At 62.7% G+C, this 23712-nt stretch carries 23 protein-coding genes; 15 read left to right on the top strand and 8 right to left on the bottom strand.

What is annotated here, in order from left to right; translation table 11 throughout:
* Complete coding sequence (locus CO671_RS09185) at positions 1 to 426, bottom strand: response regulator (RefSeq protein ID WP_064681164.1); 426 nt, start codon at positions 424 to 426, stop codon at positions 1 to 3.
* Positions 413 to 2554, bottom strand: a complete 2142-nt coding sequence (locus CO671_RS09180; RefSeq protein ID WP_097605663.1) for a PAS domain-containing sensor histidine kinase — start codon at positions 2552 to 2554, stop codon at positions 413 to 415. The genes CO671_RS09185 and CO671_RS09180 overlap by 14 nt, the downstream gene beginning before the upstream one ends.
* A gap of 193 nt (positions 2555 to 2747) precedes the next feature.
* Here CO671_RS09180 and CO671_RS09175 point away from each other — a divergent pair, with 193 nt between their 5' ends.
* The 3 genes from CO671_RS09175 to CO671_RS09165 all read left to right on the top strand — a co-directional run bounded on the left by CO671_RS09175 (position 2748) and on the right by CO671_RS09165 (position 4767).
* The gene (locus tag CO671_RS09175) at positions 2748 to 3125 is read left to right on the top strand and encodes a response regulator (RefSeq protein WP_064681162.1); all 378 of its coding nucleotides are present in this window, start codon (positions 2748 to 2750) and stop codon (positions 3123 to 3125) included.
* A 470-nt stretch (positions 3126 to 3595) separates the two neighbouring features.
* Positions 3596 to 4300: a LuxR C-terminal-related transcriptional regulator gene (locus CO671_RS09170; protein ID WP_097605662.1), complete on the top strand. Its 705-nt coding sequence runs from the start codon at positions 3596 to 3598 to the stop codon at positions 4298 to 4300.
* A 29-nt stretch (positions 4301 to 4329) separates the two neighbouring features.
* Positions 4330 to 4767 (top strand): response regulator, encoded by a 438-nt coding sequence (locus tag CO671_RS09165; RefSeq protein WP_010022093.1) that lies wholly within the window; start codon positions 4330 to 4332, stop codon positions 4765 to 4767.
* A 68-nt stretch (positions 4768 to 4835) separates the two neighbouring features.
* Here the strand turns inward: CO671_RS09165 and CO671_RS09160 are convergent, their stop codons facing one another.
* The 4 genes from CO671_RS09160 to ybaL all read right to left on the bottom strand — a co-directional run bounded on the left by CO671_RS09160 (position 4836) and on the right by ybaL (position 10592).
* The gene (locus tag CO671_RS09160) at positions 4836 to 5546 is read right to left on the bottom strand and encodes a HAMP domain-containing sensor histidine kinase (RefSeq protein ID WP_097605661.1); all 711 of its coding nucleotides are present in this window, start codon (positions 5544 to 5546) and stop codon (positions 4836 to 4838) included.
* 171 nt (positions 5547 to 5717) lie between these two features.
* Entirely contained in the window at positions 5718 to 8264 is a 2547-nt protein-coding gene (gene secD, locus CO671_RS09155) for a protein translocase subunit SecD (protein WP_097605660.1), read from the bottom strand.
* Positions 8265 to 8348: 84 nt separating this feature from the next.
* Positions 8349 to 8729 carry a hypothetical protein gene (locus tag CO671_RS09150; RefSeq protein ID WP_097605659.1) on the bottom strand — a complete coding sequence of 127 codons (381 nt, stop codon included), beginning with the start codon at positions 8727 to 8729 and terminating at the stop codon, positions 8349 to 8351.
* Between the two features lie 54 nt (positions 8730 to 8783).
* Positions 8784 to 10592, bottom strand: coding sequence for a YbaL family putative K(+) efflux transporter (ybaL, locus tag CO671_RS09145; RefSeq protein ID WP_097605658.1), 1809 nt, complete (start codon positions 10590 to 10592; stop codon positions 8784 to 8786).
* Between the two features lie 79 nt (positions 10593 to 10671).
* On the opposite strand from ybaL, the gene CO671_RS09140 reads away from it, so the two are divergent.
* The gene (locus CO671_RS09140; RefSeq protein WP_097582495.1) at positions 10672 to 10932 is read left to right on the top strand and encodes a helix-turn-helix transcriptional regulator; all 261 of its coding nucleotides are present in this window, start codon (positions 10672 to 10674) and stop codon (positions 10930 to 10932) included.
* 361 nt (positions 10933 to 11293) lie between these two features.
* Here the strand turns inward: CO671_RS09140 and CO671_RS09125 are convergent, their stop codons facing one another.
* Entirely contained in the window at positions 11294 to 12715 is a 1422-nt protein-coding gene (locus tag CO671_RS09125; protein ID WP_097605657.1) for a glycosyltransferase family 39 protein, read from the bottom strand.
* Positions 12716 to 12793: 78 nt separating this feature from the next.
* Positions 12794 to 13033, bottom strand: coding sequence for a hypothetical protein (locus tag CO671_RS33330; protein ID WP_141514460.1), 240 nt, complete (start codon positions 13031 to 13033; stop codon positions 12794 to 12796).
* Positions 13034 to 13338: 305 nt separating this feature from the next.
* Between CO671_RS33330 and CO671_RS09120 the strand changes: the two genes are divergently transcribed.
* The 11 genes from CO671_RS09120 (at position 13339) to fliF (ending at position 23654) form a co-directional block, all read left to right on the top strand.
* Complete coding sequence (locus CO671_RS09120) at positions 13339 to 14973, top strand: globin-coupled sensor protein (protein WP_097605656.1); 1635 nt, start codon at positions 13339 to 13341, stop codon at positions 14971 to 14973.
* A 63-nt stretch (positions 14974 to 15036) separates the two neighbouring features.
* The gene (locus CO671_RS09115) at positions 15037 to 15333 is read left to right on the top strand and encodes an STAS domain-containing protein (RefSeq protein ID WP_097605655.1); all 297 of its coding nucleotides are present in this window, start codon (positions 15037 to 15039) and stop codon (positions 15331 to 15333) included.
* Positions 15330 to 15695 carry a chemotaxis response regulator CheY1 gene (gene cheY1, locus CO671_RS09110; RefSeq protein WP_003570362.1) on the top strand — a complete coding sequence of 122 codons (366 nt, stop codon included), beginning with the start codon at positions 15330 to 15332 and terminating at the stop codon, positions 15693 to 15695. The genes CO671_RS09115 and cheY1 overlap by 4 nt, the downstream gene beginning before the upstream one ends.
* Before the next feature lie 17 nt (positions 15696 to 15712).
* Positions 15713 to 17998, top strand: coding sequence for a chemotaxis protein CheA (locus tag CO671_RS09105; protein ID WP_097605654.1), 2286 nt, complete (start codon positions 15713 to 15715; stop codon positions 17996 to 17998).
* Between the two features lie 4 nt (positions 17999 to 18002).
* Positions 18003 to 18470 carry a chemotaxis protein CheW gene (locus tag CO671_RS09100; protein WP_097605653.1) on the top strand — a complete coding sequence of 156 codons (468 nt, stop codon included), beginning with the start codon at positions 18003 to 18005 and terminating at the stop codon, positions 18468 to 18470.
* Positions 18467 to 19375 (top strand): protein-glutamate O-methyltransferase CheR, encoded by a 909-nt coding sequence (gene cheR / locus CO671_RS09095; RefSeq protein WP_097605652.1) that lies wholly within the window; start codon positions 18467 to 18469, stop codon positions 19373 to 19375. Before CO671_RS09100 ends, cheR begins: the two co-directional genes overlap by 4 nt.
* On the top strand, positions 19372 to 20415 hold the full coding sequence (gene cheB / locus CO671_RS09090; RefSeq protein ID WP_097605651.1) for a protein-glutamate O-methylesterase CheB: 1044 nt from the start codon (positions 19372 to 19374) through the stop codon (positions 20413 to 20415). Before cheR ends, cheB begins: the two co-directional genes overlap by 4 nt.
* Position 20416: 1 nt before the next feature.
* Positions 20417 to 20806, top strand: coding sequence for a response regulator (locus tag CO671_RS09085; protein WP_004672258.1), 390 nt, complete (start codon positions 20417 to 20419; stop codon positions 20804 to 20806).
* On the top strand, positions 20803 to 21357 hold the full coding sequence (gene cheD / locus CO671_RS09080) for a chemoreceptor glutamine deamidase CheD (RefSeq protein WP_097605650.1): 555 nt from the start codon (positions 20803 to 20805) through the stop codon (positions 21355 to 21357). The genes CO671_RS09085 and cheD overlap by 4 nt, the downstream gene beginning before the upstream one ends.
* Positions 21358 to 21373: 16 nt before the next feature.
* Complete coding sequence (locus CO671_RS09075; protein ID WP_097582510.1) at positions 21374 to 21763, top strand: hypothetical protein; 390 nt, start codon at positions 21374 to 21376, stop codon at positions 21761 to 21763.
* 199 nt (positions 21764 to 21962) lie between these two features.
* Complete coding sequence (gene fliF / locus CO671_RS09070) at positions 21963 to 23654, top strand: flagellar basal-body MS-ring/collar protein FliF (protein ID WP_097605649.1); 1692 nt, start codon at positions 21963 to 21965, stop codon at positions 23652 to 23654.
* Positions 23655 to 23712 lie beyond the last annotated feature (58 nt).

The raw sequence follows: 23712 nt of genomic DNA, 5'->3' as shown, positions 1-23712 counted from the left end.
TCAGTCCTCGAGCGGCAGGATCGCGATTTCGAACCAGTATTCCTTCAGCCGCTGGATCGCGGCGAAGAGGCCGTCGAGATCGACCGGCTTCTGCACATAGGTATTGGCGCCGAGCGCATAGCAGCCTTCGATGTCGCGCTCGTCATCGGAGGTCGTCAGGATCACCACCGGAATCTTGCGCCAGCCGTCATTCGACTTGATCGCCTCCAGGGTCTTGCGGCCGTCAAGGCCGGGCATGTTGAGATCGAGCAGGATCAGCCCGGGTTTCGGCACCATCGTCGCGAGCATGTCGAGCGCTTCCTGCCCGGAGGCTGCCCAGCGGATCGAGTTGCGCAGGTTGGTGCGCTTGAAGGCGCGCATCGTCGCTTCGAAATCGTCTTCGCTGTCTTCGACGATGAGGATCGGTTGCGTGTCACGCTGCTGCATTCTGCCCCTCGCGCTTTTTTCCCAGGGTGAAATAGAATGTGGTGCCGGCGCCGACTTCGGATTCCAGCCAGATATCGCCGTTGTGCCGCGCGATGATCTTGCGGACGAAGGTGAGGCCTGCTCCGGTCCCGTCGTCGGAATCCTGCGACTTTTCGAGACGTTTGAAAATGCGGAAAATATCCTCATGGAATTCCTGGGGTATGCCTTTGCCGTTATCCCTAACGAAAAACACGTTGCGGGCAACCGTGCCGTCCTCGCCGACATAGCGTTCGAGATAACCGATCGAGACCAGCGGCGCCGGCTTGTCGTTGTATTTGATCGCGTTGGTGATGAGATTGCGGAACACTTCGGTCAGCCGCGGCGCGTCGCAGACCACGTCCGGCAGCCGGCCGTCGATGACGACCTTGGCATGCCGCTCCTCCAGCAGGAGCTCCATTGTCGCGACCACATCCTTGACGATCAGACCGATATCGGCGCGTTTGACCGCCAGCTGCTGTCGCCCGAGCCGGGAGAAGTAAAGCAGGTCGTTGACCAGTTTCTCCATGCGTTGGCTGAGGCGCACCAGACGGTTCAGCCGGCGCACGCCGTCATCGTCGAGCTTGTCCTCATAGTCTTCGAGCAGAAAGCGGGAATGGTTGTGCAGGCCGCGCAGCGGCTCCTTCAGATCATGCGAGGCGATATAGGCGAATTCATCGAGGTCGTGGTTGCTGCGCTCGAGTTCGGCGGTATAGGCCTCGAGCTGGGCAAGCGTCGTTTTCATCCGCTCTTCCTGCCGGGCGCGCTCGCTGATGTCGCGAACGATGCCGACGAAGGTCTTGGTCTGGCCGCTGACGACGACGCTGATGGACACGTCGATCGGAAAGACGATGCCGTTCTTGCGCCGTCCGGAGACCATGCGCGTCGTGCCGATGATGCGCTCCTCGCCGGTTTGCCGGTAATGGGTGAGATAGCCGTCGTGCTCGGAATGATAGGGCTCGGGCATCAGCATCTTGATGTTCCGGCCGATCGTCTCCTGCGGGGAATAGCCGAACATGCTTTCGGCCGCCGGATTGAAACTCTTGATCGTTCCACGTGCGTCGATGACGATGACGGCATCGGGCGTGCTGCGCACCAATGCGCCGAAGCGGATGCGCTCGGCCTCGAGATTGTGGTGGTTACGCAGGAAATAGAAGACGAGGATCGCGATCAGCCAGAGCGTGGCGGCGGTGATCGTGCGGTTGGCGATCTCCTGCCAGAAGCCCGCTTCGTCGTGCCGGACGGCGAGGAAGCCGAGCATCAGCAGCACGGTGCAGGCAAAGGCGAAGAAGAGCGGCGCATTCCTGTTGCCGAACCAGAGGGCCGTCAACACCAGCGGCACGTAGAGAATGCCGTTGGCAAGGCCAAGCGGCGTATAGAGATCGACAAGAAGGCCGGTGAAGCAGACCGCCGCCGGGATCCAGAGCGGGATCTGCGCCCGGTTTGCCGGCTGCAGCCACCAGGAGCGGGCAAGAAGGCCCGAGCCGAAGAGCACCAGGCCGATCGCCGTATGCAGCGCCATCGCCGCATAGGGGCCCCAGCGGTAGCCCTGTTCGGCATAGGTGACATAGCCGGCGAGCGCGATCATGCCGAGCGTGATGACGACGTAGCTGGTCAGCTCCTGTACCACCTGGCTTTTCGACGTCTCGAGGTAGAGGGACAGCAGCAGCGAAAAATTGGCGATCAGGAAGATCAATGCCGTGTTGGGGCCCATGCCGCCGCCGATCTCGGCGATGAAGTCGGGCGGTACCAAGAGCTGCGAGATCAGCATGTCGACATTGTGGAAGCGCCGCCCGAGCGTGGCGATTTCCACGAGCCGAGCCGCCGCGATCGCCGCTGCAAACCCCGCCATGACCGTTGCCGCCATGCGAAAGCGGCGGCCGGCCAGCGTCGAGACGGCAAGCCCGACGCCGGAAAGCACGAAACAAAGGGCGGTATTGAAAGCCATCGACGGGAAGCCGGGGATCAGCGAGATGACAATCTTCATCTGCAACAGCCAGCCGGCCAGCGCGCTGGCGCCGAGAAGCAACATCAGGCAGCCGACAGCAATCGCGAAGGCGCGGTAGCGCCGCCTTCGCTGATCCTGCAGGTCCACGTTGCCCTTATCCTGCACCCGTGTATCCTCCTTCGGTTCGCGCGGCCATTTTTTCCGAAATCGAGGAATACTCAATAGGCAGGCGAAGCCGCCACCGCGCTTTTTGCGAAATGATTTTTCGATAAGATAGATCGAATTTTCGTGAAATCGCGATATCGTGAGGGCGAAGGACGGCGAGGTTCATCGAACAATATCCAAATCATGGTGCTGGATGCCTACCATCGTGTACGTCGACGACAGCAGGGATGATCTCTTCTATCTCGACTATATCCGCAAGAAGCAGCAGATAGACGTCGATCTGTTCTGTTTTTCGACGGCCGAGACAGCGCTCGAGGCGCTGAAGCAGCGCGTGGCCGAAGGCTGGGCTCCGCCGGAGCTGCTGATCGCCGATCTCTACATGCCGCTCGACAGCGGCATCGGTCTGGTGAGCAGGCTGCGCGGCGACGATCGGTTCAGCGCGATGCGGCTTGCGATCTGCAGCGGATCGGATGCCGATGAGGATCGCGCCCGCGCGCTCGAGGCCGGCGCCGATTTTTACCTCGAGAAGCCGCTTGACCTCGCCGCGATCGTTCTCAATCTTGAAGTGTAGGAAACGGCAAAAACCGATGGTGCGTTTCCTGGCGTTCGTCCGGGCGATATGACAAACCGCAATTGACAAGGCCGAGTGTGCATCCCAAGATGCAACCGAAACGAAGCGGACGGAATTAAAAATAAGCGCTGAGAGAACCGAATGGACCCGCGTTCGCCGCCACGAACTTCAGCCAACCCCTTAGCTAAATGGGCCTATCGGCTCTCTCGCGCTTACGTCTGGCACTGCCTTCTCGCATTCATGGATGTTGAACGCGTGAAGATTTACGATACCCAGGTAAGAACTACTGCCCCTCAGTATAACCTGCCCGTGCATCACCTGTAGTTGAGATAACTGATGATTTCCGCCTTGCGTACCGAAAGTCCCCGTTTCGATATCTCTCATCAACCGTCTCGCAATTTTTGTAGCTCTTCGCGTTTAGGACGTATATCCCAAGATTTGGGGATCGGGGGAGGAGAGGAAGATTGGGAATGAGCAATGCCGCGGCAACTCCTTTTCATGCCGGGCCGGAGCTGAGCCGGGCGATCAACCGCACCGATTTTTTCCGTCTGCTGAAAGCGGCGGCACAGCATTATCACTTCGACAATTTCGCGCTTGCCCGCATTTCCGAAGCTTCGGCTCCTTTCGGTGAACGCGATGTCGTCATCACCAATGTCCACGAGCGCCGCGTCGGCCTTTTCATCGCGACGTTGAGAGAGGCGCTCGGGACTGTCCGGGCAAAGAGCGCCCAGTTTCTGGCAACGCCGGTCCATGGCAGAAGTGCCGAGCCGGTTACCTATCCCTCCGATCGCCTGTTCAACGAGTTCCGCAACGGCGTCTTCCTTTTCATTCCGCTGTTCACGCCGGAAGGGCGGCGATATTGCCTGGTGCTGAGCGGCGAGCGTGAAGAGCCGGATCAGGGCGAGATCGCCGACCTGCTTCTCGACGCCATGCGGATTTTCGATAAGCTCTACGAGGAAATCCTGACGCACGAAATGTCCGGACGGCTGACCCAGCGCGAATCGGAAATCGTCAAATGGACGAGCGAAGGCAAAACCTCGGCGGAAATTGCCATCATTCTTGGTCTGTCTGAGCACACGGTCAATTCGCATATCACCGCGGCCGCGCGCAAACTCGACGCGGTGAATCGCGTCCACATGGTGGCGATCGCCCTGAGAAACGGTTTGGTGTCGTGAAAATGGACTTCGGGACTGGGGAAAATGAGATGACCAGCGAAACGGTCCGAAAGAATGCGGTAAAGGTTCTCTTTGTCGACGACGAGTTCATCGAATTCCGCGCGCTCAAGAAGAAGATCGCCGATCTCTCCGAGCCGCTGGTCGAAGTCGAATATTCGCCGTCGATCGGCGACGCGCTGGAAAAGATCCGCGCGGCGCGCTTCGATCTCATCCTGCTCGACAACCGCCTTCTGCCAAATGCCGATTTCCGCGAAACGGTGCCCGAGCTGCGCGGCATCGGCTATACCGGCCCGATCGGCGTCGTCTCGACCGATATATCTGGCGGCTATTTCCAGGAGTTTCCCGATTACGGCGTCGACTTCCGCATCGGCAAGGATGAAATCGACGCCCAGACGCTGCAGCACATTATCCGCGAATATGTGACCTACGACGTCCCGGATTTCTGGAAGGACGATTACAGCATTTAATGCATGTCGCCCAGAAGCGTGCAGCGGTTCCGGGACAACGACATGCATAAAAACAAAGGGCTTTAGCCTCAGGCAATCGGGAGGCGGATGGTGAAGCGGCTGCCGCTTTCGTCCGAACGTTCGAGGCTGATATCCCCGCCAAGCGCCTTCAGAAGCTCCTGCGCCGTCGTCAGGCCGAGGCCGGCGCCGGGGGCTGTCCCCGCCTTCGGCAGTTTCCAGAACGGCTCGAAGATCCGCTCCCGATAGGCGGGATCGATGCCGGTTCCGTTGTCGGAAATCCGGATCAACCAGTTTTCTCCCTGCTGTTCCGCCGTGATCGCCACATGCGGCGGCGATGAACCGCGATAGGTGAGGGCGTTGGAAATGAGCTGCCTCAGCACCAGACCGAACAGGGCAGGGTCGGTGCGGATGGAGGGCAGCCCCCGGCAGGCAAGCGTCGCGTCGTGCGCCCCTGTTTCATCGACCAGTTCGGGCCAGACATGTTCGGCCAGCGCCTGCAGGTTGACCTCTTCGGGCGTGACCTGAGGCGCTCCACCGGCAAGGCTCATCAATGCCTTGGTGAGCCGCTGCGCGGCCTGCGCCTTTTCCATGATCGTCCTGAGGCTCTGAAGCTGTTCGCCGTCGAGCGTCTCGCCGAGATCGTCGAGCAGCAGTTCGGCATACATGGCGATATGGCGTAGCGGCGATTGCAGGTCGTGCGAGGCGGTGGCGAGAAAACGCTTGATGCGCTCTTCGTTGTCGCCGGTGGTCTCAAGCGGTCGCGTCGGGTTGGGTGACATCTGGCGGTTTCCCCGATCTCTGCTGCGTCCGTCAGGCCTTTTTCAAGGGCGCGGCGGACGCTGTAATATCTTGAATTGCTGCATAATTTTATCCTGGCAATAGGCAACAATAAAAACAGGGCGCCGGTTCTGCAACCGGCGCCCTGTTCAAGGATGCGTTAACGACCCGTTTCAGCTCGCCGACTTGCGCGAGCGGCCCTCTTCCGGCGGGATGATATCGACGCCCGCATCGGTTGCCGGCGCCTTGGCGTGGCGGCGGCGCCAGTCGCCGAGGAAGAGCAGGATCGGGGCGGCGATGAAGATCGACGAGGCGCCGGCCACCAGAATGCCGAACACCATCGGGATCGCGAAGCTCGAGACGGCGCTGCCGCCCCAGATTGCCATCGGCACCAGCGCGAGGAAGGCCGTCGCGTTGGTGTAAAGGCTTCGCGCCAGGGTCTCGTTGATCGACTTGTCGATGATCTCGCGCAGCGGCATCGACTTGTAGAGCCTCATATTTTCGCGCATGCGGTCATAGACGACAACCTTGTCGTTCACCGAATAGCCGACCAGCGTCAGGATGGCGGCGATAGCCGTCAGGTTGAAGTCGAGGCCGGTGATCGCGAAGAAGCCGATCGCCTTGGTGACGTCGAGCACCAGCGTGACGATGGCGCCGACGGCAAACGGCCATTCGAACCGCACCCAGATATAGATCAGCATCGCCAAGCTTGCGATCACCACCGACAGAATGCCGGCCGAGGCAAGCTCGCCGCTGACCTTCGGACCGATGACGTCGGTGCCTTCGACAGTGGCGGTCGGATCGATCCTGGCGACTTCGGCCTTCAGCTTGGTGACCGCCGCCGTCTGCGCCTCTTCGCCGCCCTCCTGGCGCTGCGCGCGCACGAGAATGCTGTTGTTGCCGCCGAAGGACTGCAGCGTGATTTCGCCGAGGCCGAGACTGTCCAGGCCTTCGCGGAACTTCGCCAGATCGGCCGTCCCCTGGGTCTTGACGGACATCTGGATGCCGCCGCGGAAGTCGACGCCGTAGTTGAGGCCGGGATAGATGAAGAGTGCGACGGAGGCGATCGAAAGCAGCGCCGAAACGGTGACGCCGAAGAAACGCGCCTTCATGAACTGGATATGCTTGTCGTACGGGCTGAAGGGGATCAGCGGCCGGATGTTCAGCACCTTGAACTTGCGGCGGCGGGTGATCTCGATCATGGCGACGCGCACGAAGGCGACCGAGGTGAACATTGAGATGATCAGGCCGAGCGCCATGGTCACCGCAAAGCCGCGAACCGGCCCGGAACCGAAAAAGAACAGGATGCTCGCGGCGATCAGGGCCGTCATATTGCCGTCGATAATGGTCGAATAGGCACGGTTGAAACCCGTATCGATGGCGGCAAAGGCGCTCCTGCCCTTGCGGGTCTCTTCACGGATACGCTCATTGATCAGAACGTTCGCGTCGACCGCAAGGCCGATGCCGAGAACGACACCCGCAATGCCCGGCAGCGTCAGCGTTGCGCCGACCAGCGTCAGGGCCGAGAGGGTCAGGATCGTGTGGATCAACAGCGCCACATTCGCCAGGATGCCCCAGGTGCCGTAGAGGACGAAGATGAAGGCTGCGACGAGAACAAAGCCGACGATGCCGGAATAGAGGCCCATCCTGATGGCGTCGGCGCCGAGGTCGGCGCCGACCGTGCGCTCTTCGATGACAGTCAGCTTTGCGGGCAAGGCGCCGGCGCGCAGCATGGCGGCAAGCGTCGTGGCGCTGTCGGCCGAGAAGTTGCCGGAGATCTGGCCGGAACCGCCGGTGATCGGCTCGCGGATGACGGGGGCGCTCAGCACCTTGTCGTCGAGGACAATGGCGAAGGGATTGCCGACGTTCTGACGGGTAATCTCGGCAAAGCGGGTGGAGCCGGCGCTGTCGAAGCGGAAGCTGACGATCGGTTCGCGCGTGTTCGGGTCGAAGCTGACGCGGGCATCCGAAAGGCGGTCGCCGGAGATTTCGACGCGGTCGAGAACAGCATGGGTTCGGCCTTCGTCGTCCTGCATCATCGTCACGCCGGGGCCGGGCTGGTTGTTCGGCGCCAGCATGTGGAACGACATCTTGGCCGTGGAGCCGAGAAGTTGGCGCAGCCGCGTCGGATCCTGTGCGCCGGGAAGCTGGACGAGCACGCGGTTGGCACCGATGCGCTGGATGGTCGGCTCGGAGACGCCGACCTGGTCGACGCGCTGGCGGATGACTTCCAGGCTCTGCTGGACGGCATTATCGACATTGGCGGAGATGCCGGCCGGCGAGAAGCCGACGGTGATGGTGGCGCCGTTGGCGGTGACGGCGAGATCCGCCTGGCCGGCGCTGAGGCCGGTGCTGATCGGGTTGGCGAGCGTCTTGAGTTCGGTGACGGCCGCATCGCTCTGCGCGGCATCGGCGAGCGTTACGACGATCTGGTTCTGGCTGCGCACGACGGCCTTCGGCTGGATGCCCTTTTCGCGCAGCACGCGGCGCGCGTCCTGAAGCAGCGATTGCAGCCGCTCCTTGGTCAGGTCGGCTTCGTCGACTTCCAGGACGAGGTGGGAACCGCCGCGAAGGTCGAGGCCGAGCGACACCTGCTCATGCGGCAGCCATGCGGGGATGCGCTGGAGGACGGACTGCGGCAGGGCGTTCGGCAGGGCGATCAATAGGCCGATCACGATGATCACCGAATAGGTGAACACCAGCCAGGGTGAATTGCGCATGTTGTATTCCTTAGATAATCGAGGGCCGGCGCTCGGGCGCTGGCGGCATGTCGTCAATGCTCGGAAGCGCCGCTCGGCGCAATGTCAGGCGGCGGCCGGCGGTGCGCGCGGCTGATGGGCCCTGAAAACTGAATCATGAAGCGGAGCTTCGAATGCCGGGAGAGGGGAGGCGCTGTTCCAGCCGGCGAAATCGAGAGCCGGGGCAGCGGCAAGGGCAGGCGACCCGGCGTCGTAGGCGGCCTGTTTCGGCGCAAGCTTGCGCTCGGCGGCAAGCACCCCGCGCACGGCATCGCGCGCGCTCAGTTGCGGCGGCTGCGGATCGCGGCCGGACGAGGAAAGCGTGTTGACGGCGGTGGCCGGCGCGATGATGAGATTGCCGCCGAAAAGCAGGCCGATATAGGCAAGGACGGCGAAGAGCAGGGAAGCAGCGATACGGTTCGTCAGACGGCGCTGGTCCAGCTCCATCTCCTCCGTCCCGGCAATGTCACTTCCGTATCGGCTCAAAAGCGCGCCAATCTTTCATTCTCTTTCCGGCGGAGGGTCATCCGTCGGGACAATTGTATCAGGCCCATGATCGTCTTCATAGGCCACACTCTCATGATGCACTTGAGCGAGCCGGTCAACCATGCCCAGTGCGATTTCGCGTTCGCCCATGATGACGGTGTCGGCGCCATATTGCTTCAGCGCGTCGACTTCGGCGTCGGAATGGGCGCGGGCGACGATGAGAATGGATGGATTGGCGCTGCGCGCCTGCTCGGCGATGCGGCAGGCTTCGAAGGCGTTCGGGATGGCGATGGCAATGCTGCGCGCCGCCGGCAGATTGGCGAGATCGAGCGTCTCCGTGGCCGCGGCATTGCCCATGAAAGCTTCGATGCCCTGGGCTTTCAGCTCGCCGATAGGCTTGTCGGAATCCTCGATGACGAGGAAGGGCGTGCCCGCCGATTTCAGGTTCTGCCCGACGATTCTGCCGACCCGCCCGTAACCGACGACAATGGCGTGGCCGTGAAGGCTGCTCGGATGCACCTCGTCATCTTCAGTCGGCACCGCTTCTTCAGCGGGTGCGTCAGCGGGCTCGGCTGCGCTCTCCTGACGTTTTGCCCGTTCGAGCAACGGGCGCATGCGGTCGCAGAGGAAGAACAGCAGCGGATTGAGGATGATCGAGATGATGGCGCCGGCCAGGATCAGGTCGCGGCCTTCCTCCGGCAACAGTCCGAGGTCGACGCCGAGGGCGGCGAGGATGAAGGAGAATTCGCCGATCTGGCCGAGGCTCGCCGAAATCGTCAGCGCCGTGCCGAGCGGCCTCTTGAAGGCGAGCACGATCAGCAGGGCGGCGACCGATTTGCCGATAACGATGATGAAGAGGGTAGCAAGGATCAGCAGCGGCCTGTCGATCAGGATGTTCGGATCGAACAGCATGCCGACCGAGACGAAGAAGAGCACGGCGAAGGCGTCGCGTAGCGGCAGGCTTTCCTGCGCGGCGCGATGGCTGAGCTCGCTTTCGGCCAGCACCATGCCGGCGAAGAAGGCGCCGAGCGCCAGCGACACGCCGAAGAGCTTGGCCGCGCCGAAAGCGACGCCAAGCGCGATCGCCAGCACGCCGAGCCGGAAGAGTTCGCGCGAGCCGGTATGGGCGATGCGATGCATCGCCCAGGGAATGAGCTTGCGACCGAAGACCAGCATCAGCGCCACGAACAGCGCCACCTTCACCAGCGTCATGGCGATCATGCCGCCAATGCCGAGATCGAGGCCGAACAGGCGTTTCAGCCCGGCCGAAAGCGGCTCGACCGGAGCATGACCTTCGCCGCCGATGCCGGCTGCCGCCGGGATCAGCACCAGCGCCAGAACCATGGCAAGGTCCTCGACGATCAGCCAGCCGACGGCGATCCGGCCGCGCTCCGTCTCGACGAGGCGCCGCTCCTGCAGCGCCTTCAGCAGCACGACGGTGGAGGCAACCGAAAGCGCCAGGCCGAACACCAGGCTGCCGCCGGTCGGCCACCCCATGAGGGCGCCGAGCCCCCAGCCGAGCAATGTCGCAAAGGCGATCTGTGCGATGGCGCCGGGTAGCGCGATGCCGCGCACCGACATCAGGTCTTTCAGCGAGAAATGCAGTCCGACGCCGAACATCAGCAGGATAACGCCGATTTCGGCGAGCTCCGGCGCAAGGTTCTGGTCGGCCACGTAACCCGGCGTATGCGGCCCGACCAGCACGCCGGCGATGAGATAACCGACGAGCGGCGGCATGCGCAGCCGATGGGCAAGTGCGCCGAAGATGAAAGCCAGCACAAGGCCGCCGACGATTGTCGAGATCAAGGGCGTATCGTGTGGCATCACTGTCTCCTGATCTGGAAATCCCGCGCTGAATATGACATATATGGTCTATATCAACCAATATGGGTGACTTAAAATCATGGGTCAAGGCGCAAGGGCGACAATTCTCACGCCCGCTCTCTGCCGCGCGGCGCGTGGCCTGCTCGACTGGACCCAGACCGACCTGGCCGAAAGGGCTGCCGTCTCGCGCAGCACCATTCGCGATTACGAGGGACGCCACCACGACATCCACCGCGCGACGGAGGCGCAGCTGCGCCTCGCCTTCGAAGAGGGTGGCGTCAGGTTCGTCGAAATCGAAGGCGCGGGCACCGGCCTCTGCCTTCCCGATCGGCCGGGCTAGAGCCTTTCCTGGTTAGATTGAAGCATTCTGCCGGAGCAGGTTTTCGTCAGGGCAGAGGCGATTGGCGACGGGCATACCCCAAGGTACGTCCGAGCCGATCGCCTCTGATCCTGGCTAGAGATGCCCGGCCCACCGGCCGCACCGCTTCGCTATGGCGGAGCGACAAGTGCGTCCGGCGCTTCCCAAGTCTTGCAGATTTGCCAGGCAAATCTGCGGGAGGGTTGGCTGAAACGGGCCGGCTGATCGACCGGCCGGCTTGGCCGTAGGACTGGGCTACGACGCGCGCCGGCCGGTCGACCATCCGACTCCGTTTGAGCCAACAGAATGCTTCAATCTAACCAGGAAAGGCTCTAAACCGGACTCAGGGCGCCAGGCAGGTGGCCGAGACTTTGTAGATATAGAGCGTCTTGCCCTTGTAGTAGCCTGCGGTCGGCTGCCAGCTCTTCAGCACCTCGGGCGTTTCGGCCGCGCAGGCGAAGGGACCGTCCGTCAGGAAAAGCACCTTGCCGGCGGTCTCGGCGGGCAGGGCGAATTCCTGCTCGTAATAGCTCTCCGGAAGGCCTGCCGGCGCCCGCGCATAGATCCGGTAGGATGCGTCGCGCAGCGTATAGAAAAGATCGGCGACCATGTCGCGGTTGTTGGTGACGATGATGTCGGTGCCGGCCTGATCGGCGAGCGCTGCGGCCTCGCGGCTGACCTCGGCGCGGCCGAGATAACGCTTCATCAATTCGTCGCCGTTCGGCAGCAGCACCTGCTGCGGAAACATCGTCGCCAGCGGAAAGAGCAGGCTTGCGACGCCGTTGATGGTGAGCGACAGCCTGAGCCCCTTCGGCCACAGCCGATAAAGCAGCCAGACGGCGAGGATCGTCCCCGCGACATAGGCGGTCACGGCCCAGTTGGCATAGGCCTTGGCGACCGTCGCCTGCAGGGTGATCAGCGCCACCACCGGCATCGACAGCCAGACCAGCATCTTCTCGCGGTCGTCGCTCCGGCCCTTGATCATCCGGTAGACCGCCCAGAGGATCGCGAAGAAGATGATCGGCCCGACGACGCCGAACTGCGCGGCGAAGAATTCAAGCCCGCGGCGGAAATTGATGCCGAGGTCGCTCCAATGGGCGATATCCTGCGTATGACGCACCGTCGTATTGTCGTGCTGCAGGTTCCACCAGAGGTTCGGCAAGGCAACGATCGCCGCGACCGCGACGGCGATGATGAAATCCCGGATGGCGATGCGCGCCGCCGGAATAAGAAGCAGGGCGAGTGCGCCGCCCGGAACGACGAACAGCACGGCATATTTCGTCAGGAAGGCGAGGCCGACCCCGAGGCCCATGACGAGCGCCAGCCCGACCGAGCGCCGCTGCGTCAGGCCGAAATAGGCAAGCAGGGCGATGGCGATGAAGAACAGCAGGATGACGTCGGTCGAGAAGAACACCGAGGAAAGCGCCACCCCTGGCAGCGTGATATAGGTGGCGCCCGTCCAGCCTTCGATCTCGAGCCCGACGAAACGCTTCGCCACCTTCATCAGCACCAGTGCCGCCGCCATGTGGATCAATGGCCCGAGCAGCCTGATGAAGTAGATGGCGTTGGAGCCGGAAAGCTCGGTCATCGCCCGGATCACCCAGGCGATCATCGGCGGCTTGGAGTAATAGCCGAGATCGAGATTCTGCGCCCAGAACCAGTATTGCGCCTCATCGACGAAAAGGTCCGTCGCATCGAAATTGAGCGTGACGACGCGCCAGAGCGTGAAGCCGAGAACGATGAGAAGACCAGATCTGGGGGACATGAACTTAGTGTTCCGCTGACATGAAAGGCGCGAGTGCGATTACACCAAAGGCGCCGGACTGCCAACGGGGAAGGGAAGTCAGAACACGCGAAGCATGCGGATGTCGCGGTTTGCGGCGAGGGAATCGAGCCGGGCGATGGCTGCAAGCACGCCCATTGCGATCAAGCAGGAACCCAATCCGAGAACAATCATTGCTCTGTCCTTGTCGACGTCATGTCTTGGTTGTCGACCGGCATATAACACGGAGCTTGCGTGTGCCTTGTAGCAGCCGTGCAACTCTCCGGCAGTATTTTCGCGAACTGCCTTGAATTGCTTCAAAAGCCGGCGCCTGGACAGGCTTATTAACCTTCAGGCAAGGAATTAACCATAAACATTGGGTTACACGTCGGAATGGGAAGATGCACTCGTTCCCACCAGGCATGACGCCGTACCGCCGTACCGGGTCGATCCGGTATCCATCTCTTCAGACAGCTCCGAAACATGGCTGATCAGGGGGTTTTGAGCCGCCGGTTGTACCGGAGGCCAGGGACCGTCTCCACGCTTTGCGTTCATCGGATGCAGCGAAAGTTTTAGCCGGGCATTCGCCTGGAAAAGTGGGTTGGGGACAGGCGTTGAGGCAGGACATGCCATCAGATCAGGCTCGTGGAGCGCAGGCAGGCAGCTTGCGCGACCGCCTGCGTTTTGCCGGTCTCGATGCCGAGCAGTGCGAGCTGGTGCGCCGCAACCGGCCGGCCCTCGAAGCCTATCTGAAGGCCGGGCTGCGTGACCTCTTCCACCGGTTCCAGTCATTCCCCGACGCCTCGCGCAATTTCGAGAGCGAGCGCCAGGTCGAACGCCTGCATGATCTCCAGTCCTCGCATTGGGACGTGCTGACGGATGCCCGCTTCGACAGCCTCTATGCCGAGCGCGTCAAGGTTCTCTCCGATACCGAAAACAAGATGGGTCTCGACCCGCGCTGGCACGTCGCCGGTCACGGCGTCATGCTGGAGCACGTCCTTTCCGGCCTCGCCGAGGAGATCGCCGGCCGGCCGCTGCTGCCGTCGGCCAAGCGCCGCACCCGCGAAATCTCCGAACTGATGACGGCGATCATCCGCATCGTCATGGTCGATGTGGAAATCGCCGTGTCGCTCCGCTTCAATGCGCTGCGCGCCGCCCAGCATCGCGCGCTTGCCGATCAGCGCGCCGATAATGAGGCCGAGATCGTCAGGATCTTCGGCGATGTCATTGAAGGCCTGGCCGCCCGCGATCTGACCCGGCGCGCTCCCGTCGATGCCGACGGCGCCTATGCCGGGATCGCCGCCGCGCTGAACGGCGCCTTGGATGGTCTCCGGGCCGAATTCGCCGACATCACCGGACGCACGGTCAAGGCTGAAGCGGCAACGGCGTCGCTTGCCGACCTGTCGCGGCAGTTCGCCGGCAGTGCGTCCGGCCAGGCCGACCGGCTGCAGCATTCCGCCACCGCCCTTGCCGGCATTGCCGGCAGCGTGCGTGACGGCGCCGCCGACAGCCGCGCCGCCGAACAGGCGGCCGCCTCGACGCGTGCAGCCGTCGAGGAAAGCGGCGAGGTCGTCGGCCGCGCGATCAGCGCCATGGCCGATATCGAGCAGTCGGCCGAAAAAATCGGCCAGATCATCGGCGCGATCGACGAGATCGCCTTCCAGACCAATCTTCTGGCGCTGAATGCCGGCATCGAGGCGGCGCGCGCCGGTGATTCCGGCCGCGGTTTTGCCGTCGTCGCCCAGGAAGTCCGGGCACTGGCCCAGCGCTCGGCCGAAGCCGCCCGCGAGATCAAGACGCTGGTGACGACCACCAAGGCGCAGGTCGACGCCGGCGTGCAGATGGTCGGCCGTACGCAGGATTCGATCGGCAGCATCGTGCGCCAGGTCACCGACATCAATGCCGCCATCTCAGGCATCGCCACAAGGACCGGCGAACATGCCGCAAGCCTCGACGGCGTGGCCGCGGACGTCAAGGGCCTGGGCGCCGAGATGGCCGATAGCGCCGGCCTTGCGGAGCGTTCGACGCAAGGCGCCGACCATCTCCACACCGTCATTCTCGAGCTCGGCCGCACGGTGCGCGAGTTCCGCATCGCCCGCGAAAACGCCCATGCCGGCCGGCCGGCGCCGGTCCGCGTGGCGCCGTCGCGCGTCGTCGACGCCGCCGCCCGCGCCGCAACGGTCGAGGACGAATATGAAAATGACGATTTTGGCCTTCCCCAGTCGCTCGCAAGCGTCGGAGGTGGGCGGAATGTTTACTAACCTATCGGATTATCGCCTCAGCTCATCTTTTCGGGCCGGGGACAAGGGGACAAGGACAAGCTGATGGTAGCAAAGAAGAGTGGCAAGACGCTGAATTTGACAGCGGTGCTCGACCTCAACGAGGCTTCCGCCTTGCGTGAAAAACTCCTCTCGTTCAGGGGCAGCGGTCTTTCGATCGACGCGTCCGGCGTTGAGCGGATCGGTGCTCTTTGCGCACAGGTCCTGATGTCCGCCGAGAAGACCTGGGCGCAGGACCAGCAGCCGTTCACCTTCTCCAAGGTGTCCGACGCATTTCAAAAAACCATGCAGCTGGTTGGCGTCAATATTGACCACCTGCTTGCCAAGGAGATTCGGCAATGAAGAAAAAAGTACTGACCGTGGATGATTCCCGCACCATCCGAAACATGCTGCTCGTGACCCTGAACAATGCCGGCTTCGAGACCATCCAGGCGGAAGACGGCGTCGAGGGTCTCGAGGTTCTCGAAGAGTCCAATCCTGACGTCATCGTGACCGACATCAACATGCCGCGCCTCGACGGTTTCGGCTTCATCGAAGGTGTCCGCCGCAACGAGAAATATCGGGCGATCCCGATCCTGGTCCTGACGACCGAGAGCGACGCGGAAAAGAAGAACCGCGCCCGCCAGGCCGGCGCCACGGGCTGGATCGTCAAGCCTTTCGACCCGGCCAAGCTGATCGATGCAATTGAGCGTGTAACCGCTTAAACCCAGGATTTGCTCCTATGGATATGAACGAAATCAAAGAGATCTTTTTCCAGGAGTGCGAGGAACAGCTCGCCGAGCTGGAATCCGGTCTTCTGAAAATGAACGATGGCGATCGCGATCCGGAAACCGTCAATGCGGTGTTCCGTGCCGTGCATTCGATCAAGGGGGGCGCCGGCGCCTTCGGCCTTGATGATCTGGTTGCCTTCGCCCATGTGTTCGAGACCACTCTCGATTGCGTTCGTTCCAACAAGCTCGAGCCGACCCAGGACGTCCTGAAGGTGATGCTGAAGTCGGCCGACGTGCTCGCCGATCTGACCAATGCCGCGCGCGACGGCGGCAGCGTCGATGAGAGCCGCAGCCGCGGCCTCGTCAAGGAGTTGGAAGCGCTGGCCAACGGTGAATTGCCGTCTCCCTCGGCCGCCGCTGAGGCGCCCGCGCCGAAGGCCGCGGCAAAAGCGGCCCCGGCTGCTCCGGCGCCGACCCCCAAACCGACCGATGACAGCGGCTTCCAGCCGATCCCCTTTTCCTTCGACGATTTCGGCGGCGACGAAGCGGGCTCCGACCTGCCGGCCTATGAAGTCACCTTCAAGCCGCGTTACGAGCTCTATTCCAAGGGCAATGACGCCACTCTTCTGCTGCGCGATCTCTCGCGTCTCGGCGAGATGACCATCTATTGCAATATGGATGAGCTGCCGGGTCTCGAGGAGCTCGATCCGGAAGGCGCCTATTTCTTCTGGAACGTCACGATCAAGACGGACAAGGGCGAAGACGCCATCCGTACCGTCTTCGAATTCGCCGAATGGGATTGCGACCTGACGGTGAAGCCGGTCGAGGCAGCAAGCGCCGGCGCGGCCGGCCATGAGGAACTGCCGATGGTGCCGGTTCCCTTCGACCTGTCGATCCTCGACGAGACGGACGCCACGGAACAGGTTTCCGCCGCGCGGTCCGAAGATGCGACGGCCGCCGTTGCCGCTGCCGAGACCGCATCCAACGTCACGCAGATGGCGGCAGCCGCCGCCCGCGTCGAGAAGAAGGAATCGGCCGCTGCCGCGGCCGCCGCGGCAAATGCCGCCGCCCAGAACAATGCCGCCGGCGCCGGCCAGACGATCCGCGTCGATCTCGACCGTGTCGACCGCCTCATCAACCTCGTCGGCGAACTGGTCATCAACCAGGCGATGCTGTCGCAGAGCGTCATCGAGAACGACACGACCGGCACCTCCTCGATCAACATGGGCCTCGAAGAGCTGCAGCAGCTCACCCGCGAGATCCAGGACTCGGTGATGGCGATCCGCGCCCAGCCGGTGAAGCCGGTCTTCCAGCGCATGTCGCGTATCGTCCGCGAAATCGCCGACATGACCGGCAAGTCGATCCGCCTGATCACCGAAGGTGAAAACACCGAAGTCGACAAGACGGTCATCGACAAGCTGGCCGAGCCGCTGACCCACATGATCCGCAACGCCGTCGACCACGGCATCGAGACGCCGGAAAAGCGCGCGGCCGCCGGCAAGAACACCGAAGGCACCGTCCGCCTCACCGCCAAGCATCGTTCGGGTCGCATCCTGATCGAGCTTGCCGACGACGGCGCCGGCATCAACCGCGAGAAGGTTCGCCAGAAGGCGATCGACAACGACCTGATCCCGGCCGACGCCAACCTGTCGGACGAGGAAATCGACAACCTGATCTTCCTGCCGGGCTTCTCGACCGCCGACAAGATCTCCGACATCTCCGGCCGCGGCGTCGGCATGGACGTCGTCAAGCGTTCGATCCAGGCACTCGGCGGCCGCATCAACATCACGTCCAAGCCCGGCCACGGCTCGGTCTTCACCATGAGCCTGCCGCTGACGCTCGCCGTCCTCGACGGCATGGTGGTCACCGTTGCCGGCCAGACGCTGGTCGTGCCGCTGACTGCGATCGTCGAAACCCTGCAGCCGGAAGCTGCCGCGATCCACTCCTTCGGCGCCAACCACCGGCTGATCTCGATCCGCAACTCCTTCTGCCCGCTGGTCGATGTCGGCCGCATCCTGAACTTCCGCGCGACCCAGGCCAATCCTGTGGAAGGCGTGGCGCTTCTGGTGGAATCCGAAGGCGGCGGCCAGCGCGCCCTGATGGTCGATGCCATCCAGGGGCAGCGTCAGGTGGTCATCAAGAGCCTGGAAGCCAACTACACCCACGTGCCGGGCATTGCCGCCGCCACCATCCTCGGCGACGGCCGCGTGGCTCTGATCCTCGATGTCGACGCGGTTGTCGGCGCTTCGCGCGGCCAGTCGCTGAAAGCGGAAATGTCGTTAGCAGCGGTAGGGTAAGGCAATGTCGTACACCGTAAAAAGTCTGAGCGAAGGGGACCGCGAGCTGATCGCGTTCCGTATCGGCGATCAGGAATTTTGCGTGAACATCATGTCGGTTCGCGAAATCCGGGGCTGGACCCCGGCGACCGCGATGCCGCACTCGCCTGCCTATATGCTTGGTGTCATCAACTTGCGCGGCGCGGTGCTGCCGATCATCGATCTTGCCGTCCGCCTCGGCATGAAGCCGGCCGATCCGACCGCCCGTCATGTCATCATCGTCGCCCAGGTCCACCGCAAGGTCGTCGGCCTCCTGGTCGATGCCGTCTCCGACATTCTGACGGTGACCGACGAGATCGTTCAGCCGACACCCGAAATCTCCTCCGACCTCGAGCGCCAATTTGCCCGAGGCGTTCTCGCCATCGACAAGCGCATGATCTGCCTGATCGAACTTGAAGCCCTCTTTTCCGAGACCGAAAGCGAAGCCGCATGAGTGCAATGGGTGCAAAGGATCAGAGGCAGGGAGCCGACGAGGTGCTGGCGAGCGGAGAATATCCGCTGACGCGCCGCGACCTCACGGAAATCGCCGCCATGATCTACTCGGATGCCGGCATCTTCCTCAACGAGACGAAGGCCTCGCTGGTCTATTCGCGTCTGTCGAAGCATATCCGCAATCTCGGCCTGTCCGGCTTCCGGGAATATTGCGAACTCGTCGCTTCGCCGGCGGGTGCGGCGGAGCGCCGCGAAATGCTGTCGCATCTGACGACCAACTTCACCCGCTTCTTCCGCGAAAACCATCATTTCGAGCATCTGCGCGATCATGTGCTGCCGGAGCTTCTGCAGCGCGCGAGAGCCGGCGGCAGGGTGCGCATCTGGTCGGCCGCTTCCTCCGACGGGCAGGAACCCTATTCGATCGCGCTCACCGTGCTGTCGCTGATGCCGAATGTCGCCGATTACGACTTCAAGATCCTGGCGACCGACATCGACCCGAAGATTCTGGCGATCGCCCGCGCCGGCGCCTATGACGAAACCGCGCTCGAAACCGTGTCGCCCGCCATGCGCAAGCAATGGTTCAACGAAGTCGAGGTGCAGGGCCGCCGGAAATTCCAGGTCGACGACCGCGTCAAGCGGCTGATCACCTATAACGAGCTGAACCTGATGGCGCAGTGGCCGTTCAAGGGCAAGTTCGACGTCATCTTCTGCCGCAACGTCGTCATCTATTTCGACGAGCCGACGCAGATGAAGATCTGGCAGCGTTTCGCCGGCCTGCTGCCGGAAGGCGGCCATCTCTATATCGGCCATTCCGAGCGCGTGTCCGGCGAGGCGAAACACGTCTTCGACAATATCGGCATCACGACCTATCGCTACACGACCAAGGGTCTCGGGAGGAAGGCATGAGCGCGCCGGCAAGGGTTCTCGTTGTTGACGACTCGCCGACGATGCGCGGTCTGATCACCGCCGTCCTGAGTTCGGATCCCGAAGTCAACGTCATCGGCCAGGCCGGCGACGCGCTGGAAGCGCGCGAGGCGATCAAGCGGCTGAACCCCGACGTCGTGACGCTCGACATCGAGATGCCGAACATGAACGGCCTCGATTTCCTTGAAAAGATCATGACGCTGCGGCCGATGCCCGTCATCATGGTGTCCACGATGACCCATCGCGGCGCCGAGGCGACGCTTGCAGCACTTGAGATCGGAGCTTTCGATTGCGTCGGCAAGCCGGGTCCCGGCGAACCCAGGCCCTTCGGCGACCTCGCCGAGAAGGTCAAGGCCGCCGCCCGCACGCAGCGCCAGTTCTCCCAGCCGGCGGCTGCCGCCGCGCCGCCGCCCTCCGTTGCCGATTTCCGCGTCGGCCGCAAGATCGTCGCGATCGGCTCGTCGACCGGCGGCGTCGAGGCGCTGATTGCCGTGCTCCAGAAATTCCCGGCCAATTGCCCGCCGACGGTCATCACCCAGCACATGCCGCCGACCTTCACCAAGAGCTTCGCCGAACGGCTGAACCGCCTCTGCGCGCCGGTGGTGCAGGAGGCGACCGACGGCGCCCGTCTGGAAATCGGCAAGATCTATCTGGCCCCCGGAGGCGAACGTCATCTCCAGGTCACCGGCGCTTCGGCGCCGTGCTGCCGCCTCGTCGACCGCGCCCCGGTCAACGGTCACCGCCCCTCGGTGGACGTGCTCTTTGATTCGGTTGCGGAACTGGCCGGCCGCAACGCCGTTGGCGTGATTCTGACCGGAATGGGCCGCGACGGCGCCGCCGGATTGTTGAAAATGCGTCACGCCGGCGCCAGAACCCTCGGCCAGAACGAAAAAACCTGTGTCGTTTACGGAATGCCAAGGGTTGCTCATGAACTTGGCGCCGTTGAGCAGCAGCTGCCACTGTCTGCCATCGGTGAGGAAATATTGAAAATGACAGCCGCCCGAAAGGAAGGGACCGAATAAAATGTCGATCGCGGAGAAAATCAAAGTTCTGATCGTCGATGATCAGGTAACAAGCCGGTTGCTGCTCAGCGACGCGCTGACACAGCTCGGTTTCAAGCAGATCACGTCGGCCGGCGACGGCGAACAGGGCATGAAGATCATGACCGAGCAGCCGCACCATCTGGTGATCTCGGACTTCAACATGCCGAAGATGGATGGCATCGGTTTCCTTCAGGCCGTGCGCACCAACCCGAACACCAAGAAGGCAGCCTTCATCATCCTCACCGCCCAGGGCGATCGCGCGCTGGTGCAGAAGGCCGCCCAGCTCGGCGCCAACAACGTGCTCGCCAAGCCGTTCACGATCGAGAAGATGAAAGCGGCCATCGAAGCCGTGTTTGGAGCCCTGAAATGATCACTGAGGGGGCAGCCCGCCGCGTGCACATCATTCAAGGCGAGTATAAGGTTCTGAGCGATCCGAATGCGGTCCTCTCGACCATTCTCGGCTCGTGCGTGGCTGCGTGCCTCAGAGATCCTGTCGCCGGCATCGGCGGCATGAACCACTTTCTGCTGCCCGGTTCGGCGACGTCGCCGACCTCAGGCGGGGATGCCACGCGCTACGGCGTGCATCTGATGGAATTGCTGATCAACGGTCTCCTGAAGCAGGGCGCCCGGCGCGACCGGCTGGAGGCAAAGATCTTCGGCGGCGCCAAGACGATCTCGACCTTCTCCAACGTCGGTGAGCAGAACGCGGCCTTCGCCATGCAGTTCCTCAGGGATGAAGGCATTCCGGTGGTCGGCTCCTCCACAGGTGGAGAGCATGGGCGCAAGCTCGAATTTTGGCCGGTCTCCGGTCGTGCCCGGCAATATCCATTGACCGGCGCCGAAACCCAGAGAACCGTCGCTCTCGAGCAGCGCCCCGCCGCTCCGCAGAAGCCCGCCGAAACCAGTATCGAATTTTTTTGATGGCGAGGATTTTGATATGACATTTACCCCGGTAATGGAGCCGCCCGCGCCTGTGGAAGCGCTGAGCGACATCCTGATGCGCATCGTGTCCGAACTGCACGATGTCGCTTACCTGATCGAGCGCATCGAACCGCAGCTCCTCGACCTCGGTGGCGCCGAAGTTCTGAATTCGCCTGACGCCATGAAGGTCATGCAGGGCATCGATCTGGCGGTGCAGAAATCGCGCGGCCTTGCCGAATTCATCGACACCATCACTGGCGAAATCCCGCTCGGCTGGACCGTCGACGTCGCAACTGCGCTGAGCCTCGTCAAGCTGGCCGAGATGCAAAAGGCGCTGGGCGGCGCCACCCGCCACGGCCATTCCCAGCCGCTGAGCAAGGCGGCCGGCGACTTCGATTTCTTCTAGCGCGCGCACTCCTTCAGCGTCGCTTCTCCCGCCTTGGGCCTTCGTTTAACCGAGGTCGTTCTCGCAAAATCGCTGCATGACGGGCTTGAGTCTTTCGCTCTCGCGCGCTCTTCACGAAACGCTCGCACAAGTTTCGCCGATTATTCGTCAGATGAGGCAATAAGCCTGCTTTGTCTTTGACGGATTGTGCGAGAACAGAATGAATCTGTTAAATCAATTAGTTCAGATCTTTAAGAACTTTGGTGCCCTGGGCCGGACGCGCCTGATGATTCTGGGTGGCGTCGGCGCCGTTTCCATCGCAATCGTCCTTGCGGCTGCCCTTTTCGTCAACAAACCGGCACAGGAAACGCTCTACGTCGGTCTCGACGCTCCCGATCTCAACCAGATCAGCATGGCGCTTGCCGAAGCCAACGTCGATTTCCAGGTCGGCACGGACGGCGCCAGCATCAGCGTCCCGGCAGGCATGACGGGTAAGGCCCGCCTGTTGCTTGCCGAGCGCGGCCTGCCGAACAGCGCCAATGCCGGTTATGAACTCTTCGACAATGTCGGCTCGCTCGGCCTGACCTCCTTCATGCAGGAAGTGACGCGGGTTCGCGCGCTGGAAGGCGAAATCGCACGCACCATCCAGTCGATCTCGGGCATAACAGCCGCGCGCGTCCATATCGTCATGCCGGAGGTCGGGAACTTCCGCAAGGCGGAGCAGAAACCGACGGCTTCCGTGATGATTCGCGCCAGTGCGGCCACCGGGCGCGGCGCGGCGACTTCGATCCGCCATCTCGTCGCCTCGGCCGTGCCGGGGCTCGACGTCGATGACGTGACGATCCTCGATTCCGCCGGCCAGCTGCTTGCGTCCGGCGACGAGGCGAGTAACAGCTCGCTGAACCGCTCGCTCAACATCGTCCAGAACGTTCAGCAGGAAGTCGAATCCAACATTGACAAGGCGCTGGCGCCGTTCCTCGGCATGGACAACTTCCGCTCCAGCGTCACCGCCGACTTGAATACCGACGCCCAGCAGATCCAGGAAACGACCTACGACCCCGAATCCAAGGTCGAACGCTCGGTGCGCTCGACGAAGGAAGCCCAGCAGTCGCAGCAGAAGCAGTCCGACAACGCGACGACGGTCGAACAGAACATTCCGCAGGCAGCCCCCGACGCCGGCGGCGCCAGTGGCCCGGAATCGCAGGACAAGTCCGACAAGCGCGAAGAGCAGACCAACTACGAAATCAACAGCAAGACGACGGCGACGACCCGCAACAGCTATAAGGTCGAAAAGCTGTCGATCGCCGTGGTGGTCAACAAGGGCCGCATCGCCAAGATGGTCGGCGAGCCTGCCGATCAGGCCAAGGTCGACGCCTATCTCGCCGAAATGCAGAAGATCGTCGCTTCGGCCGCCGGCATCGACGCCAAGCGCGGCGACGTCGTCACCGTCACGGCCATGGACTTCCTCGAAAATCAGCTGCTCGAAGACGCCACCGGCGGTGTCCGGGTCATGGACATGCTGAGCCGCAATCTTGCCGGCATCATCAACTCGCTCGCCTTCGTCGCGGTCGCCTTCGTGGTGGTCTGGATGGGCCTGCGTCCCCTGGTCCGCAGCGTCAACGGCAACGGTGCAGGCGCGGTTCTCGGCGACGCCACGCCGGAAGCGGCCGGCCTCGAGCTCCCGGACTTCGCGCCGGCGGCAGGTGCGCCCGGAGGCGCTCTCATGGACGGCTTCGGATCCGACTTCGGCTTCGACAGCACCGAGGATCTGCTCAGCCTCGGCGACGACGACGGCAACTTCAACCGCCGCGTCAAAGAAGGCCCGGAACGCAAGCTCTCCCGCATGGTCGAGATCAACGAGGAACGCGCCGCGAAAATCCTCCGAAAATGGGCGATCGACGAGGCAGCATAAGAAAGGGCCGGGAAACCGGCCTTTTTCACGTTCGTGCCGGGCTTTCCAGTCAGGGGGC

Origin of the sequence: Rhizobium sp. M10, assembly GCF_002531955.1 — a bacterium.
Taxonomy (GTDB): domain Bacteria; phylum Pseudomonadota; class Alphaproteobacteria; order Rhizobiales; family Rhizobiaceae; genus Rhizobium; species Rhizobium etli_C.
Note: the sequence above shows the minus strand (reverse complement) of the source record. Positions and strands in the feature narration are given on the sequence as shown.